This is a genomic window from Duganella sp. sic0402, from assembly GCF_019219065.1.
Lineage (GTDB): Bacteria > Pseudomonadota > Gammaproteobacteria > Burkholderiales > Burkholderiaceae_D > Rugamonas.
Genome location: NZ_JAHUWK010000003.1, coordinates 594841 through 611676, shown reverse-complemented (window position 1 = coordinate 611676; position 16836 = coordinate 594841). Strand labels below are relative to the sequence as shown.

At 61.6% G+C, this 16836-nt stretch carries 13 protein-coding genes; 10 read left to right on the top strand and 3 right to left on the bottom strand.

The features are described 5' to 3' along the window. Positions 1–7: 7 nt before the first annotated feature. The 8 genes from xdhB to KW842_RS11650 all read left to right on the top strand — a co-directional run bounded on the left by xdhB (position 8) and on the right by KW842_RS11650 (position 13142). Positions 8–2308 carry a xanthine dehydrogenase molybdopterin binding subunit gene (gene xdhB / locus KW842_RS11685; RefSeq protein WP_229223624.1) on the top strand — a complete coding sequence of 767 codons (2301 nt, stop codon included), beginning with the start codon at positions 8–10 and terminating at the stop codon, positions 2306–2308. After that, entirely contained in the window at positions 2308–3327 is a 1020-nt protein-coding gene (gene xdhC / locus KW842_RS11680; protein WP_218304297.1) for a xanthine dehydrogenase accessory protein XdhC, read from the top strand. Before xdhB ends, xdhC begins: the two co-directional genes overlap by 1 nt. Positions 3328–3357: 30 nt before the next feature. After that, complete coding sequence (gene guaD / locus KW842_RS11675) at positions 3358–4665, top strand: guanine deaminase (RefSeq protein ID WP_218304239.1); 1308 nt, start codon at positions 3358–3360, stop codon at positions 4663–4665. Positions 4666–4678: 13 nt separating this feature from the next. Then, positions 4679–6157 (top strand): adenosine deaminase, encoded by a 1479-nt coding sequence (locus KW842_RS11670; protein ID WP_218304238.1) that lies wholly within the window; start codon positions 4679–4681, stop codon positions 6155–6157. Positions 6158–6602: 445 nt separating this feature from the next. After that, positions 6603–8978, top strand: a complete 2376-nt coding sequence (locus KW842_RS11665; protein ID WP_218304237.1) for a TonB-dependent receptor — start codon at positions 6603–6605, stop codon at positions 8976–8978. 173 nt (positions 8979–9151) lie between these two features. After that, entirely contained in the window at positions 9152–10858 is a 1707-nt protein-coding gene (locus tag KW842_RS11660; protein WP_218304236.1) for a bifunctional UDP-sugar hydrolase/5'-nucleotidase, read from the top strand. A 2-nt stretch (positions 10859–10860) separates the two neighbouring features. After that, a complete protein-coding gene (locus KW842_RS11655) occupies positions 10861–12084 on the top strand; it encodes a phospholipase D-like domain-containing protein (RefSeq protein ID WP_218304296.1) in 1224 nt (407 codons plus the stop codon). Next, complete coding sequence (locus tag KW842_RS11650) at positions 12081–13142, top strand: S1/P1 nuclease (RefSeq protein ID WP_218304235.1); 1062 nt, start codon at positions 12081–12083, stop codon at positions 13140–13142. Before KW842_RS11655 ends, KW842_RS11650 begins: the two co-directional genes overlap by 4 nt. On the opposite strand, the gene KW842_RS11645 is transcribed toward KW842_RS11650, so the two are convergent. Continuing rightward, positions 13143–14012 carry a hypothetical protein gene (locus KW842_RS11645; protein WP_218304234.1) on the bottom strand — a complete coding sequence of 290 codons (870 nt, stop codon included), beginning with the start codon at positions 14010–14012 and terminating at the stop codon, positions 13143–13145. A gap of 65 nt (positions 14013–14077) precedes the next feature. Then, positions 14078–14851 (bottom strand): DeoR/GlpR family DNA-binding transcription regulator, encoded by a 774-nt coding sequence (locus KW842_RS11640; protein WP_218304233.1) that lies wholly within the window; start codon positions 14849–14851, stop codon positions 14078–14080. Positions 14852–14920: 69 nt separating this feature from the next. Between KW842_RS11640 and KW842_RS11635 the strand changes: the two genes are divergently transcribed. Beyond that, the gene (locus KW842_RS11635; protein WP_218304232.1) at positions 14921–15496 is read left to right on the top strand and encodes an NUDIX domain-containing protein; all 576 of its coding nucleotides are present in this window, start codon (positions 14921–14923) and stop codon (positions 15494–15496) included. Further along, positions 15493–15852 (top strand): cytochrome c family protein, encoded by a 360-nt coding sequence (locus tag KW842_RS11630; protein ID WP_218304231.1) that lies wholly within the window; start codon positions 15493–15495, stop codon positions 15850–15852. Before KW842_RS11635 ends, KW842_RS11630 begins: the two co-directional genes overlap by 4 nt. A 7-nt stretch (positions 15853–15859) precedes the next feature. On the opposite strand, the gene KW842_RS11625 is transcribed toward KW842_RS11630, so the two are convergent. Further along, the gene (locus KW842_RS11625; protein WP_218304230.1) at positions 15860–16831 is read right to left on the bottom strand and encodes an ABC transporter permease; all 972 of its coding nucleotides are present in this window, start codon (positions 16829–16831) and stop codon (positions 15860–15862) included. Positions 16832–16836: the final 5 nt, after the last annotated feature.

The following is a 16836-nucleotide window of genomic DNA, read 5'->3' as shown; positions in this document are numbered from 1 at the left end:
GTCCAGCATGAATGAATGGAAAGCGGTTGGCGTCGCGCGTCCACATGAATCGGCCGAGCTGCACGTGCTGGGGCAGGCCACTTATACCGACGACATCCCCGAACTGCAAGGCACGCTGCATGCTGCGCTGGGCTTGTCGTCCAAGGCGCACGCGCGCATTGTAGCGATGGATCTGGCGCCTGTACGCAGTGCGCCAGGCGTGGTGGCGGTGTACAAGGCCGAGGATATCGTCGGCACCAATGATTGCGGGCCGATCATCCATGACGATCCGATCTTGTCGGCCGGTGAAGTGATGTATGTCGGCCAGCCGATCTTTATCGTGGTGGCCGATACGCACGATAACGCCCGCCGCGCCGCGCGCCGCGCTGTCGTCACCTATGAAGAACTGCCAGCTATTTTCACGCCACAGGAAGCCAAGGCTGCCGGTTCCTATGTACTGCCGCCGATGCAATTGAAGCGCGGCGATTATCAGGCTGCGTTTGAGAAGGCGCCGCGCGTGGTGAAGGGACAGCTGTTTGTCGGCGGCCAGGAGCAGTTCTATCTGGAAGGCCAGATCGCCTACGCGATTCCGAAGGAAGACAATGGCCTGCTGGTGCAGTGCTCGACGCAGCACCCGAGCGAGATGCAGCACGTCGTGGCGCATGCAATCGGCGTGCATTCACACAAGGTGCAGGTCGAATGCCGCCGCATGGGCGGCGGCTTTGGCGGCAAGGAATCGCAATCGGCCTTGTGGGCGGCATCGGCGGGCATCGCAGCATCCAAATTGCGCCGTCCGGTCAAGCTGCGCGCGGATCGCGATGACGATATGCTGGTCACCGGCAAGCGCCATTGTTTTTATTATGAGTATGAAGTTGGCTACGACGACAGCGGCAAGATTCTTGCGGCACGCGTTGATATGACCTTGCGCGCCGGCTTCTCGGCGGATTTGTCCGGGCCGGTGGCGACGCGCGCAGTCTGCCATTTCGATAACACTTACTATCTGTCGGACGTGGACATCCGCGCCGGATGCGGCAAGACCAACACCCAGTCGAATACCGCTTTTCGTGGCTTCGGCGGCCCGCAAGGCGCCATCGCGATTGAATACATCATCGACGAGATTGCGCGCAACCTGGGCCGCGATGCGCTGGATATCCGCCGCCTCAATTTCTACGGCCAGACCGAACGCAACGTCACGCCATACGGCCAGCAGATCAACGACAACGTGATCGAAGCGCTGACGACCGAGCTGGAACAGAGCAGCGAATACCGCGCGCGCCGCGAGGCGATTGCAGTGTTTAACGCCAGCAGCCCGGTGCTCAAGAAAGGCATCGCCCTCACGCCGCTGAAGTTCGGCATCGCGTTCAACGTCACGCATTTGAATCAGGCGGGTGCGCTGGTGCATGTGTATGTCGACGGCTCGGTATTGGTCAATCACGGCGGCACCGAGATGGGGCAGGGCATCAACACCAAGGTGATGCAGGTGGTGGCGCACGAACTGGGCGTGGATATGTCGCATGTGCGCGCCACGGCGACCGATACCAGCAAGGTGGCGAATACCTCGGCCACGGCGGCATCGACCGGCGCGGATTTAAATGGCAAGGCGGCGCAGGATGCGGCGCGGCAGATCCGCGAGCGGCTGGCTGCTTACGCGGTCAAGCTGTATGGCGGCGAGGACGGCCAGCCGGTGCGCTTCCAGGATAATCAGGTACTGGTGAACGGCCACCGGGTGCAGTTTGCGGAGCTGGTGCAGAAGGCTTATCTGGCGCGCGTGCAGCTGTGGTCTGACGGTTTCTACGCAACGCCAGGCCTGCACTGGGACCCGAAGACCATGAGCGGCCATCCGTTCTCGTACTACGCTTACGGCGCGGCCGTGTCGGAAGTGGTGGTCGATACACTGACCGGGGAATGGAAGCTGCTGCGCGCGGACGCTCTGTATGATGCGGGCCGTTCACTGAATCCGGCCATTGATATTGGCCAAGTGGAGGGGGCGTTCATCCAGGGCATGGGCTGGCTGACCACCGAGCAGCTGTGGTGGAACGCGGCGGGCAAGCTGATGACGCATGCGCCGTCCACCTACAAGATTCCTGGCATCTCTGATTGTCCGGAGGATTTCCGCGTCAAGCTGTTCGATAACGGCAACGTGGAAGACAGCATCCACCGCTCGAAAGCCGTGGGCGAGCCGCCGTTGCTGCTGCCGTTCTCGGTGTTCTTTGCGATACGCGACGCGATTTCGGCAGTGGGTGGGCATCGCGTGAATCCGCCGTTGAACGCGCCGGCAACCAGCGAAGAGATTCTGCGCGCCGTCTCCATCGTGGAAGTGATGGCGTGATGCATGCCTGGCTGACAGCGCAAGTGCAGGAGCCAGCGGTGCTGGTGACCGTGGCCATCGTTGAGGGCTCCGGCCCGCGCGAGCCCGGCGCCAAGATGCTGGTGACGGCGCGCAACCAGTACGACACGATCGGCGGCGGCCACCTGGAAATGTGCGCCATCGAACTGGCGCGCGAAATGCTTGAAGGCGCGGCCAGCGCGCGGCTGGAGCGTTATGCGCTCGGGCCGACGCTGGGGCAGTGCTGCGGCGGCGTGGTGCATCTGGCGTTTGAGCTGGTTGGCCACGATCTGGCTGCCGTGCTGCAAGGCTTGCGCGCCCGGCCGCGTGAAGACTGCTGGCGCCTCAGCGCCATCGATGGCCCGGCCGCCGCACTGCTGCTCGGCGCTGATGGCTTGCGCCCGGTGGCGGGCGGGCAGGGGGCGTCCGCTCCGGCGATTGACCGCGAGCGCGGTACGCATGTGCTGCGCGATGCGGACGGACGCCGCTGGCTGGCCGATCCCTGCCTGGCGCCGCGCGCACACCTGGTCTTGTTCGGCGCAGGCCACGTCGGAGCGGCCATCGTCCGGCTGCTGGGCGAGCTGCCGTGCACCGTCACCTGGGTCGATGAGCGCGAAGACATGTTCCCAGCCAGCCTGCCTGCCAACGTCACCGTGGAAGCCACCGATATGCCGGAAGCCTGCGTCAGCGCCGCCCCGGCCGACGCCAGCTATCTCGTCATGACCCACAGCCACGCACTGGACCAGCGCCTCAGCGCAGCCATCCTTTCGCGCGGCGACGTGGGCTGGTTCGGGCTTATCGGATCGCACACCAAACGGGTACAATTCGAGCGCCGCCTGGCCGCACGCGGCCTGCCGCAAGAGCGCATAGACGCCATGGCCTGTCCCATCGGCCTGCCTGGCATTTCCAGCAAACTTCCCGCCGCCATTGCCGCCTCCGTGTGCGCGCAGCTGTTGATGGTGTGGGAGCGGCAGCAAATTGCTGCGCTCAGCACGCCGGCACGGCTGGCCTTCGCAAGCTAAACTACGCACTCAGATTTAAGAAAGACCGATATGACCTCCAACCTGCAAGCCTATCGTGGCAGCTTGCTGCACTTCGTCGCCGATCCGGCCTTCAACGACCAGTCCCACAACTGGCACGAAGATGGCCTGCTGATCGTCGAAGACGGCAAAGTCCAGGCGGCCGGCGACTACGCCGCGCTGCACGCCACCCTGCCTGCGGGCACGGTAGTGCACGACTACAGCGGCAAGCTGCTGATGCCGGGCTTTATCGACACCCACATCCACTATCCGCAGACCGATATGATCGCCTCGCCGTCGGAAGGCCTGCTGCCATGGCTGGAGAGCTACACCTTCCCATCCGAGCGCCAGTTCGGCGACAGCCAGCACGCAGCCAACGTGGCCGATTTCTTCCTCGACGAGCTGCTGCGTTGCGGCACCACCACCGCCATGGTCTACTGCACCGTGCATCCAGAATCAGTGGACGCCTTCTTCGCCGCCAGCGAGCAGCGCGGCTTGCGCATGGTGGCCGGCAAGGTGATGATGGACCGTAACTGTCCCGACTTCCTGCGCGACACCGCTGAAAGCAGCGCGCGTGATACCGAAGCGCTGATCCAGCGCTGGCACAAGCGTGGCCGTTCGCTGTATGCGATCACGCCGCGCTTCGCGCCTACATCGACCGAGCGCCAGTTGCAGCTGGCTGGCGAGCTGGCGGCGGCCTATCCGGATACCTATATCCAGACCCACGTATCGGAAAACGAAGCCGAATGCGCGTGGGTGCGCGAGCTGTTTCCCAATTCGCGCAGCTACATCGACGTGTACGACAGCTATGGCATGATGCGGCCGCGCGCCATGTACGGCCACTGCATCTGGCTAAATGAGCATGACCGCCGCCGCATGGCCGAAACCCAGTCCGCAGCTGCCATCTGCCCGACCTCCAACCTGTTCCTCGGCAGCGGCCTGTTCGACTTTGAGCGCGCAGACGACGCGGGCGTGCTGCTGTCACTGGCGACCGATGTCGGCGCCGGCACTTCGTTCTCGATGTTGCAAACGATGAATGAAGCCTATAAAGTAGCGCGCTTGAAGGGCAGTTACCTGCCGGCTTTGCGCATGTTTTATCTCGCCACGCTGGGCGCCGCGCGCAGCATGCAGCTTGAAGGCACCATCGGCAATTTCGCCAGCGGGGCGGAGGCGGACTTCATCGTCATCGACCCGCAAGCCACGCCGCTGCTGCAGCGCCGTACCTCGCGCAGCAACAGCCTGGAAGAGCTGCTGTTCGCATTGGCCTTGCTGGGCGACGACCGCGCGATAGCGGCCACCTATGCGGCCGGCCGACAGGTGCATGCCCGTGACATGACTTAACCAAGGACCTACCATGAAGAAAAACCTCGTCAGCCTGAAAGCCGCCGCGCTGGCCGCCGCCGTGTTCTGCGCCATGCCGCAGGCACAAGCCGCCAACGCCAACGAAGAGGCCACCAAGCGCCACTTCGCCACCCTGGTCGCGGCGGGCAAGGAGCCGAAACTGGCCGAGCTGACGATGTTCTTCACGCTGATGCCCAAGGGCGGCGACCTGCACCACCATTATTCCGGCGCGATCTATGCCGAACAGTATCTGAGCTGGGTGGACAAGGAGGGCTTCTGTGTCAACAAGAGCAACTATCAGATCGACACCAGCAAAACGTTGACCAAGACCGAGCAGGCCAAGCCGCTGGCGGAGCGTAGCTGCCTGTCCGGCGTGGACACGCTGCAGGACAACACCTTCCTGGCCAATCTGCTGCAGCGCTGGTCGGACAAGGACTTCTACAACCACAGCGCCATCCAGTCGCCGCCGGACCGCCAGTTCTTCGACACCTTCGCCTATTTCAACCCGGTGGCGTCGACCAATGCTGTCGACGGCCTGCAGCGCCTGAAGCAGCGCGCCATCCAGGAAAACGTCAGCTACATCGAAACCATCTACGAGATCGCACCGATCGCGCAGGATGCGGACTTCGACAAGAAAGCGCTGTCCGGCGGCGTTAGCGACGCCGACTTCGCCGCGCTGTCGGCCAAGCTGGAAAAAGACCAAGCCTTCCAGGGCTGGATCGCTTCTTACCTGAAGAACGTGGACACGGTCAGCGTTGGCATTGACGATGCCAACTTCACGCTGCGCTACCAGCCGTTCGCGCTGCGTTTCCTGTCGCCGTCGCAGGTGTATGCGCAGATCGTGTCCAGCTTCAAGCTGGCCACCTCGAATCCGAAGATCGTCGGCGTCAACATCGTCGGCCAGGAAAGCGTGCATGTGTCGATGCGCGACTATGCGCTGCACATGCAGATGTTCAAATACCTCAAGTCCAAATTCCCGCAGGTGAAACTGGCGCTGCACGCCGGCGAGCTGTCGCTGGGCATGGTGGAGCCGGAAGGCCTGACCTTCCATATCAAGGATGCCATTGATGTGGCCGGCGCCAGCCGTATCGGCCACGGCATGGACATTGCTCACGAGAGCAATCCCCTGGCCATCATGAAAAAAATGCGTGATCAGAAGATCCCGGTCGAGGTCAACCTCAGCAGTAACGACTTCATCCTCGGCATCAAGGACCAGGCGCATCCGGTGACGCTATTCCGCAAATATGGCGTGCCATATGTGTTGTCGACTGATGACGCGGGCGTTTCCCGCAACAACTTATCCGGTGAATATGTACTGTATGCGGCCCGTTACCAGCCGGATTACGCGGAAGTGAAAAAACTGTCCTACGACAGTATTCGCTACTCTTTCCTTGCTGAAGCGGAAAAACAACGTATTTTGAAAGCGCTGGACGGTAAATTTGCCAAATTTGAGGCTGATATTGCCGGCGCCGCCGCCAATAGCAAACGCTAAATAAAGTATTTTCCTCAAACAAAGCCGGCGCCTCCATGCGCCGGCTTTGTTTTTTGTCAAAATTTAGCGCCATTTTGTCGCAGTTTTACTACATTTTAAAGAAATCTCTTCAATAGTTGTCATGAACAAAATTCATCGACATCCGCAGCTCTTATAATTCCGCCGAATTACGCCTCTGCTATCTATGAAAATTGCACGTTTGCAATCATTTCATATTCATTTATATGTTTTTCCACTTAATTGCTTAGTAAAAACGTATTTGTCGCGGGTTTTGCGGCATGCAATAGTTATTGGCAGTTAGAGCAATTTGACAACTTTTGTTGTCATACCAGTGTCATTTAACGCAGATACACTCTCACTTTGGTGCAGAGAAAGATTGCTCTTCACATACAATTTCGGTTCGTTTTCGTTAAAGTTTTTACAATAACACTCTAAGGGGTTTTTAATGCAATCCAAACAATCTCCGGTCTTGCGCTTGAGCGTAATCGCCGTGGCGGCTCACCTGGCTGCAATGGCAGCGGGTTCCGCTTTTGCACAGGAGGCAGCAACCGCCACTCCAGGCAAGGCCGAGGTGGTCATCACCGGTAAAAAACTGGGTATGGGCCTGATGGTAACGGAAGACGCGCCAAAAGCACGTTCGACGATTACTGCGGAAGAATTGGAAAAGCAGCGCCCAACCGGCAACGCTTATGAAGCACTGGAAATGCTGCCAGCAGTTAACAGCTACAACTACGACGCGACCGGCCTGTTCGGCGGCGGCATGACCCTGCGCGGCTTCAACTCCGACCAGATCGGCGCCACCATCAACGGCGTGCCAGTCAATGACTCCGGTAACTTCGCTATCTACCCACAAGAGTATGTGGACCAAGAGAACACCTGCACCCAGTTCGTGACCCAGGGTTCGACCGACGTGGATTCGCCACAAGTTGGCGCCACCGGTGGTAACTTCGGCATCACCACCTGCGCGCCAGAGAAAAAACAGCGCGTGCGCGTAATGCAGACCATCGGTCAGCTGAACATGCAAAAAACCTTCGTGCGCTATGACACCGGCGCTCTGCTGGATGGCAAGTTCACCGCCTTCATCTCCGGCTCGCACGCCGAAGCCGACAAATGGAAAGGCAAAGGCGAAGCAAACCGTAACCACATCGATCTGGGTGTGAACTACGACTGGGACCGTTTCAACTACGTCCACGCCACCGTTCTGTTCAACAAAGCAGTCAACAACAACATCAACAACCTGACCCTGGCCGAGATCAACGCCAACGGTTACTACTTCGACTACGCCGACACCTTCAAAGGTCACCTGACCCCAGTCAAGGGCACCGTGCAGAACGAAACCACCCAGTCGCCAGCCTACTATGGCCTGGGCGTGAACCCGTTCAAAAACATCGTCGCTTCGGCAGTCAGCAAATTCCGCCTGACCGAAAACCTCGACCTGGCTGTGACTCCATACCTGTGGTACGGCTTCGGTAACGGCGGCGTGCAGCAACGCGCCCAGTCGGAAAAGGCTTTCTACAACCCAGCCACCGGCAAGCGTGACCTGGCAGTTGACCTGAACGGCGACGGCGATACCCTGGACACCGTCCTGGTAGCCAACGCCAGCGTGACCCGCACCGTGCGTCCTGGTGTGAACATCGCCACCATCTACAACCTGGAAAACCACGAAATCAAGGCAGGCGTTTGGTGGGAACGTGCTCGCCACGAGCAGACCGGCCCTATGCTGGCACTGACCAACGACGGCAACCGCGCCGACGTATGGCTGCAAGATGGCCAGATTCAGCGTCCTGACGGCCACGCCGCCAACAGCCGCGACTGGATCTCGATCTCGACCGCTTACCAGGCCTTCATGCAAGACACCATCAGCCTGATGGACGACAAGCTGAAGCTGAACATCGGTGTACGCGCTCCGCACATCAAGCGTGACTTCACCAACTTCGGTGACGAGAACAACAACGTCAAGCCGTACCAGTACGTCAAGACCTACAGCGAAGTGCTGCCACAGTTCGGTGCCCGCTATCGCATCACCAACGATGACCAGATCTTCACCTCGATCGCCAAAAACATGAAGGCGCCGCCGAACTTCGTGTTCGGTAACATCGGCACCAGCGTGGTGGTTGATCCAGTGACCCTGCTGCCGACTTCCTTCGTGGACGTGACGCCAGAAACCTCGTGGAGCGGCGACGTGGGCTACCGTCACCAGGATTCGAAGTTCATCGCAACCGTGACCGCGTTCTACACCGACTTCAAGAACAAGCAAATGACCGCGTTTGATCCAGACACCGGCCGTAGCTTCTACCGTAACATCGGTGGCGAGAAGCACAGCGGTCTGGAAATCGAAGTGGGTAACACCCCAATCAACGGCTGGGCATTCTACGGCTCGCTGGGCTACCTGAAATCGGAACTGGAAGACAACCTGCGTGGCAGCGCCACCGTGGTTCTGCCAACCGCCGGCAAGGAAGCGCCAAACGCGCCACGCCGCAAGGCTGGCCTGTCGGTTGAGTACCAGGACGGTGCGTTCTGGGTTCGTGTAAAAGCACGCGCCACCAGCAAGCAATACGCTTCGCTGCTGAACGACGAAGTCGCTCCTGGCTACACCACCTACGGTCTGGACGGTGGCTACACCTTCGCCAACTACGGCTGGCTGAAGCGTCCTAAGCTGACCGTCAACGTCAGCAACCTCACCGACAAGCAGTACCGCAACCCGTCGTCGACCACCGTGATCAACTCGCTGCCATACCAAGGCCTGGCAGCGAACGGCGCCACCCGCTACTACCTGGGCGCCCCACGCTTCGTGTCGGCAACCCTGTCGGTTGACTTCTAATCGTTTATCGCGGCGGGTTGCTGCCCGCCTCTGATGCACGCTCAACACCCTATAAGTCCTGTACTTATAGGGTGTTTTTCATTTGGCGGCGCATTTTGTAACGTAATATTTTCCGCTCTGCGCAAGGCGCTTTGGACGGTACAATGACCGATTCAACACAACGGTTTACTGCAATGAAAAAACATCTGAGCCCGCTCGTCGGCATGACGCTGGCGGCCTTGCTGGGCGGCTGCGCATGGCTGCCGAAACAGCCGCTGCCGCCTGGTGTGACCGAGATCCAGCTGGTGGCGCTGAATGATTTTCACGGCAATCTGGAAGCCAGCAAATACACGCTGGACAGCGCCTCAGGCGGCGGTGAAAAGGTGATCACCGCGGGCGGCATCGACACGCTGGGTGCGGCGCTGCAAGCGTGGCGCAAGGATGATCCTGAGCTGCTGCTGGTCGGCGCCGGCGACCTGATAGGCGCCAGCCCGGCCATCTCCGCGATGTGGGCCGACGAACCGACCATCGGCGCGATGAACTTGCTGGGCCTGCGCGCCACGTCGGTTGGCAATCACGAATTCGACCAGGGCCGCATCGAGCTGCTGCGCCAGCAGAAGGGCGGTTGCGTATCGCCACGCGCCGACAAGGCCTGCAAGTTTGAAGGCGCCTATCAAGGCGCGCAGTTCCAGTACCTGGCGGCGAACGTGGTGGACATGGTCACCCGCAAGCCGGTGCTGCCGGCCTATAAAATCGAAACCGCGCATGGCGTCAAGATCGGCTTCATCGGCACGGTGCTACGTGAGACGGCCGAGTCGGCGCTGGCGTCCGGCATCGCCGGCCTGGAGTTCATCGACGAGGCGGACGCCATCAACCGCCAGCTGCCGGAACTGCGCAAGGAAGGCGTGGGTGTGTTCGTGGTGCTGATCCACCAGGGCGGCCTCACCACCGATAAATTCGACCAGCAGAATTGCAGCAATCTGAAAGGGCCGATCGTGGATGTGGTCAAGCGCCTCGATCCGGCGATCCGCCTGGTGATCAGTGGCCACTCGCATCAGGGTTATCTGTGCAAGGTTGATGGCCGCCTGGTGACGCAGTCCGATATGGGCGGCCACGTCATGGGCCGCATCACGCTGAGCGTGGACACCAACAGCAATAGCGTGCGCGATGTCAGCGCACAGCAGGTGGTGATGGTGCCGGGTAAATGGCCCGCCGACCCGGCGCTGGACGCCTATCTGAAGAAAGCCCGCGCCAGCAGCACCGCCGCGCTGGCGCGTCCGGTGGCGAAGATCGCGGTGGGCAGCGTGAAGCGCGACAAGGACCACAAGCGCGAGTCCGCGCTGGGCGACCTGGTGGCGGACTCCATGCTGGCCGCAGGCCGTCCGTTCGGCGCGCAGATCGCGCTGCAGAATCCGGGCGGCATCCGTCAGGACCTGGAGACGGCGCCGGGCAATGTGGTGACGCTGGGACACGCGATGGCGGTACTCCCGTTCGGCAATACGCTGATCGCGATGAATTTGCGCGGCGCACAGATCGTCGAGCTGCTGGAAGAACAGTGGGCCGGTGCCCGCGACCAGAAGCGCGGCCTGCTGCAAGTTTCGGAAGGCTTCAGCTACGAGTGGGACGAGTTCAAGCCGGAAGGCCAGCGCATCGTGCCGGACAGCGTGAAACTGAACGGCGTCAGGCTGGACATGGCCTCCACCTATCGCGTGGTGACCAATAACTTCCTGGCCGAAGGCGGCGACGGCTTCCCGGCCTTCAAGCAAGGCAGCAACCGCGCACCGACCAATATCCGTGACATCGACGCGCTGACCAGCTATCTGGCCAAGCGCGAGCAAGACCAGAAACCGGCCGGCGCAGCCGCGCCGCAGACACGCTACCAGAGCATACAAAAGGAGTAATGATGCGTCGTATTTTAGTTTCCGCCCTGATGGCGGCTGGCGTGCTGGCCGCGCCGGCGCATGCCGAATTTTCGATACCCGGCTATGAACTGGTGCAGACCGCGCCGGTCGAAACGCCGCTGCACAGCGATGACCTGCGCAGCGCGGCGCAAGTGTGGACCGAATTGTTTGACAACGCCAAAAGCGAGATCGTCATCGGCCAGTTCTACGCGGTGATCAAGCCGGGCAGCGTGTTCGACAAAGTGGTCGAGCATCTGGAGACGGCCGGCAAGCGCGGCGTGAAGATCCGCTTCCTGCTCGACCAGAAAGGTGTGGGCCTGTCGGAGAAGCCGACCATCGAACGGCTCAAGGCGATTCCTAACCTGGAATTCCGCGTCCTCGATTTCAATAAGCTGACCGGCAACGGCATCATCCACGCCAAGTACCTGGTGGTGGACGGCGCGACCGCCTTCATCGGCAGCCAGAATTTTGACTGGCGCTCGTTCGAGCATATCCACGAAACCGGCTTGCGCATCACCGATCCGAAAGTGGTGTCGCAGGTGCTGGCAATCTTCAACCAGGACTGGCGCGCGCAGGCGCTGACTTCGGCCGGCCAGGTGGCGCCGGCGCTGAACGTCAAGACTGTGGCGGCGGACATCCATCAAAACGCCTTCCTGCTGTCCAGCCCCAACCAGTACAACCCGGCCGGCGTGGGCGATTCCGAGAGCGGCCTGCCGGCGCTGCTGGCCGAAGCCAAGAGCGAAGTGCGCATCCAGCTGCTGGACTACGCGCCGCTGAGCTACGGCCCGAAAGGCACGCGTCCTTACTACGCGGTGATCGACAACGCAGTGCGCTCGGCCGCCAACCGTGGCGTCAAGGTCAAGCTGATGGTCTCCAACTGGAACCTGGAGCAGCCGGCGCAGGTGTACCTGAAATCGCTGGCCATCCTGCCGAACGTGGAAATCCGTGTGGTGACGCTGCCGGTGGCCTCGGCCGGCTTCATTCCATTTGCGCGCGTCATCCACAGCAAGACCATGGTGATCGATAACCAGGTCGCGTGGGTCGGCACCAGCAACTGGAGCGGCGGTTATTTTGACCTGTCGCGCAATCTGGAAGTGGTGATGCGCAACGAGAAAATGGCGCAGCGCCTGGCCGCGCTGCAGGAGCAGACCTGGAACTCGCAGTACGCGCAGCCGCTGGACATCAACAAACAATACCCTAAGCCATCGAAAGGCAGCCCTGAATGAAAAAGCTTGCATGCATACTGGCGCTGAGCAGCGCCTTCGCTTCCTTCAATGCCCACGCCTGGGGCAATGACGGCCACCGCGCGGTCGGCGCGATTGCCGACCAGCTGATCAAGGGCTCCAACGCCGAGAAGCAGGTACAGGCCTTGCTGCTGCCGGGCGAAAGCCTGGCCAAGGTGGCCTCGTGGGCCGACTGCGTGAAAGGCACTTACTGCGGTCCGCAGACCGAAGAGATGGTGGCTTACACGACCGCCAATCCGAAGCACAGCGAATACCACTACACCGACGTGCCGTACCAGCTGGCGCATTACGAAGACCATGGCGTCGGCACCGCCGAGCATGACATCGTGCAGACGCTGAAGCAGTGCATCGCCGTGCTGCAAGGGAAGGGCGATGCCACCACCAATCCGCACAATTTCACGCCACGCCAGGCGCTGCTGATGCTGACCCACCTGACCGGTGATATCGCGCAGCCGCTGCATGTGGGTGAAGGCTATGTCGCCAAGAATGGCGGCTTCATGGTGCCGACGCAAAAGCAGCTGGATGACAAGGAAGCCTTTGGTACATCGGGCGGCAACAACCTGCAACTGGACGATATCAAGCTGACGCAGAAAAGCGGTGAGCTGATCCCTGCCGGTCCAGCGGAGGACAAGCCTGCACCAGCCACGCCGGCGCGTCCGGCGCAGACCACGCGCGCCTTCCACTCCTACTGGGACACGACGGTGGTCAACTATGCGTTCCGCCGCATCGGCGCACGCACGCCGGAACAGTTCGCGCAGATGGTCATTGCCGGCAATCCGGTGGTGGCGGCGAACAGCGGCGATCCGGTGACCTGGCCGTATCAGTGGGCGGATCAGACGCTGGTGGTGGCCAAGCTGGCCTACACCGACGTGACGCCGGGCGCGGCGATGCAACAGACCAGCAAAAAGGGCGAGACTTACTACACCTGGCCGCTGGCGATTCCGGACAACTATCCGGTGCCGTCGTCGGCCGCCGCCAAGGCGCAGCTGATTCAGGGCGGCTACCACCTGGCCGCGGTGCTGAAAGCGATCTGGCCATAATCACTTCCCGGTAATCGGATTGAACCAGAGTTCGCCGCGTGACAGCGGCGTCTCTGTTGTCAGGTGTGGATTCTTCAGGTGCAGCACGCGCCGTCCGGATAGCTTGCCCGCCTTGATGCTGTCGCCTTTGTATTGCTGGAACAGAGCGTTCAGCGAACCATCCCTGATCATGATCTCCATGCCATCCGTGATGCGGCGCGCCAGCTGCTGGCCTTCGGCATCGCGCCGCAGGAAAAAATACAGCGGCAACGGATACTGCAACAGCAAGGCCGGCTCGATCGTCATGCCAGGATACGTCAAACGGCGCTCCCGCCACTCGCGCTGCGCTTCATCAATGCCGCGCGAGAACCAGTCGAAGCGGCCCGCGTTCAGCATCGCAAACAGGCCCGTATAGCTGGTGCCTTCAACGACCGTCAAGCCTGCACCGCGCAGCAGCGACACATCCACCCAGCCCTTGCCCTGGCCAGCGCGCAGCTCGCGCAAATCATCCAGTGTGCGCACTGCTGCAAAGCGCGGCAGATCCTCATCGCGCACCAGGAACATGCGGTAACCCAGCAGCCCCTTATCGATCGGAAGGCGCACCGGCAGGAACTGGCGCTCCAGTTCAGGTGACGTGGCGCGTGCGAACACATTGATGCGGCCGCCCGGCGTCAGCAGCTCCTGCGTCACGCGCGGCGGCGACATGGCCTGTGGCGACTGATGCAGCTCGAACGGCCCATAGCGCGCCGCAGTCTTTTGCAAGGCCACGCGCAGCACCGCCCAGTCATAATCGTAACGGCTGTCCGCATCATCCACGCTGGTGAGCGGATACACCAGGCGGGTAACGGCGCCGCAACTGCCCGCCGCCAGCCAGCAGGCTGCCAGCAGCATGGACCACAAGCCGAATTTTTTTGAAGCGTGAGACGTCGACATCCAGCCAGTGTGTCACACAAATATTAAGCCTTGGTGACTTCGATCCCCAGCGCGCGATAGCGCTCCACCGCTGCTTCCGGCGCGTCGCGGCTGACGATGATGGCGCTTACCTGCGTCAACGGCGCAATCTGGTAGGGCGAAGCGGTGTCCAGTTTCTCCGGCGACGCCAGCACCACTGTCCGCCGCGCCATGCGGCTGATGGCGCGCTTGACACCGGCCTCGTCGAAGTCACCGGTGCTGATGCCCGATTCCGGATGCAGGCTGCACACGCCCATGAAGTAGATGTCGGTGCCGATCTGCGCGATCGCTTCCAGCGCCGATGGTCCCATCGCCACGATGGAGTGCTTGAACAGCCGGCCGCCGATCAGGATCACCTCGGCCAGCGGATGCCCGGCCAGCTCCACCGCCACCGACGGGCTGTGCGTCACCACCGTGCAGCACAGCGTCGGCGGCAAGGCGCGCGCCAGTTGCACGGCGGTGGTGCCGCCATCGATGAACACCACCTGGCCGGGCGCGATCATGGCGGCCGCCGCGCGCGCGATCGACGGCTTGGCCTCGCTGGAGATCTGCTGGCGCGCGCCGAAGTCGCCCATGGCCGGCGAGGGCGGCAGCGGCGGATCCAGCGGCAGCGCGCCGCCATGTACGCGTTGCAGCAGCCCCTCTGCGGCCAGTTCGCGCAGGTCGCGGCGGATGGTGTCTTCTGACAGGCCCAGCTCATCGCTGAGCGTGCGGGCGACGATCTGCCCATCCTGTTTCAGGCGGGCGAGCAGCAGTTCTTTGCGTTGGCGGGTTAGCATATGCACGAATTTTCTTGATATTGCACGATATTGCATGATATCGTCAAAAAACGCAAACAGGAGAGCGCCATGCCCGAAGACCGTATCCGCATTCATCAGGTTGAGACTTTGTCCGACGACTGGTTCCTGCTGAAGAAGACCACCTTCGATTACCGCCGCCGCGACGGCAGCTGGCAGCGCCAGACGCGCGAAACCTATGATCGCGGCAATGGCGCCACCATCCTGCTGTATAACCGTGCACAGCGCACGGTGGTGCTGGTGCGGCAGTTCCGCTTTCCGACCTACGGCAACGGCCATGACGGCTTTCTGATTGAAGCGGCGGCCGGGCTGCTGGACCAGGCCAGCCCGGAGCAGCGCATCAAGGCCGAGGTGGAGGAGGAAACCGGCTACCGCATCGGCGAGGTGCGCAAGGTGTTCGAGGCGTTCATGAGCCCCGGTTCGGTGACGGAACGCCTATACTTCTTCGTGGCGGAGTACGAGGCCGCAGCGCGCATTGGCGAAGGCGGCGGCATCGTTGAAGAGGGCGAAGACATTGAAGTGCTGGAGTTACCGCTGGAACGCGCCCTGCAAATGATCGCCTCCGGCGACATCGCCGACGGCAAAACCATCATGCTGCTGCAGTATGCGGCACTACATTTGTTATGAAGAGACTGTTGTTGATTGCATTGCTGGCGGCAGGCCAGGCCGGCGCTGCTGGCGATCCCAAAGTTGGCGCGCGGCTGTTCCAGCGCTGCGCGTCCTGCCACGCGGTGGGGCCGTATGCAAGCGCAGGCTATGGGCCGCAGCTGAACGCCATCGTTGGACGCAAGGCGGCGTCCACCAGGGACTACAAGTATTCGGAAGCGATGCGGAAGTCGGGCCTGGTGTGGACCGAGAAGAATCTGGCGGCATTTGTGCGCGCGCCGCATGACGTGGTGCCCGGCACCAGCATGCGTTTCTGGGGAATCAAGGATGAACAGCAGGTCGCCGACCTGCTGTCCTATATGAAGACCTTTAAATGAAGGCCGTTTAACGCGACTTGACGAACGGCGTACCCAGCGCTTTCGGCGCCACCGACTTGGCCATCAGACCAGCCAGCACGATCACGGTCAGCACGTAAGGCACCATCTGGATCAGCGCACCCGGCACGCGGCCGATCACTGGCAACTCGACGCCTTCGATCTGGATCTGCACCGCGCCGAAGAAACCGAACATCAGGCAGCCGAGGAAGGTGTAGAGCGGACGCCAGTTACCGAATACCATGGCGGTCAGCGCCAGGTAGCCAGCGCCGGCCGACATATCGCGCAGGAAGAAGCCGCTCTGCACGATCGACAGATAGGCGCCAGAGAAGGAGCACAGCACGCCGGCGATGATCATCGCCATGTAGCGCTGACGCTCGACGTTCACGCCGGCCGCATCGGCCGCGTGTGGATTCTCGCCGCAGGCGCGCAGGCGCAGGCCGAAGCGGCTGTGGTAAATCACCCAGTGCACCAGCGGCACCAGCAGGAAAGCCAGATAGACCAGCACCGAGTGGCCGCCGATCAGGTGCGCATACAGCCAGCCGATGAAGGGGATGCCTTCCACCGCCGCAGTACCCGGCAGCACCACGTCAAACAAACGCGCCGAACCCAGGTCCGGCGTGCGGCCGCCTTGCTGGAAGATGTACTGCGCCACCACGAAGGTCAGGCCGCTCATGGCGATGTTGATGGCGATGCCGGCCACCAGCTGGTTGCCCTTCTGGGTGATGGCCACATAGGCTTGCAGCGTGGCCAGCAGCACCGACACCAGGATGCCAGCCATGACGCCGTTCCATGGATTTTGCGTGGTGTAGGCCACCGCCGCCGAGACAAACGCCGATGCCAGGATCTTGCCTTCCAGGCCGATGTCGATCACGCCCGAACGTTCGGCGAACAGGCCGGCCATGCCGGCGAAAATCAGCACTGGCGCATTGCGCACGGTGGATACCAGGATACTGCCGATATGCAGGTCATCTAAAGTCATATCGT

Bases quoted from the DNA above. Each gene is read 5' to 3' on its own strand.
- KW842_RS11640 (WP_218304233.1), bottom strand. From the start codon at position 14,851: ATGCTAACCCGCCAACGCAAAGAACTGCTGCTCGCCCGCCTGAAACAG.
- KW842_RS11645 (WP_218304234.1), bottom strand. From the start codon at position 14,012: ATGCTGCTGGCAGCCTGCTGGCTGGCGGCGGGCAGTTGCGGCGCCGTT.
- guaD (WP_218304239.1), top strand. From the start codon at position 3,358: ATGACCTCCAACCTGCAAGCCTATCGTGGCAGCTTGCTGCACTTCGTC.
- KW842_RS11665 (WP_218304237.1), top strand. From the start codon at position 6,603: ATGCAATCCAAACAATCTCCGGTCTTGCGCTTGAGCGTAATCGCCGTG.
- KW842_RS11630 (WP_218304231.1), top strand. From the start codon at position 15,493: ATGAAGAGACTGTTGTTGATTGCATTGCTGGCGGCAGGCCAGGCCGGC.
- xdhC (WP_218304297.1), top strand. From the start codon at position 2,308: ATGCATGCCTGGCTGACAGCGCAAGTGCAGGAGCCAGCGGTGCTGGTG.
- KW842_RS11625 (WP_218304230.1), bottom strand. From the start codon at position 16,831: ATGACTTTAGATGACCTGCATATCGGCAGTATCCTGGTATCCACCGTG.
- xdhB (WP_229223624.1), top strand. From the start codon at position 8: ATGAATGAATGGAAAGCGGTTGGCGTCGCGCGTCCACATGAATCGGCC.
- KW842_RS11660 (WP_218304236.1), top strand. From the start codon at position 9,152: ATGAAAAAACATCTGAGCCCGCTCGTCGGCATGACGCTGGCGGCCTTG.
- KW842_RS11650 (WP_218304235.1), top strand. From the start codon at position 12,081: ATGAAAAAGCTTGCATGCATACTGGCGCTGAGCAGCGCCTTCGCTTCC.
- KW842_RS11655 (WP_218304296.1), top strand. From the start codon at position 10,861: ATGCGTCGTATTTTAGTTTCCGCCCTGATGGCGGCTGGCGTGCTGGCC.
- KW842_RS11635 (WP_218304232.1), top strand. From the start codon at position 14,921: ATGCCCGAAGACCGTATCCGCATTCATCAGGTTGAGACTTTGTCCGAC.
- KW842_RS11670 (WP_218304238.1), top strand. From the start codon at position 4,679: ATGAAGAAAAACCTCGTCAGCCTGAAAGCCGCCGCGCTGGCCGCCGCC.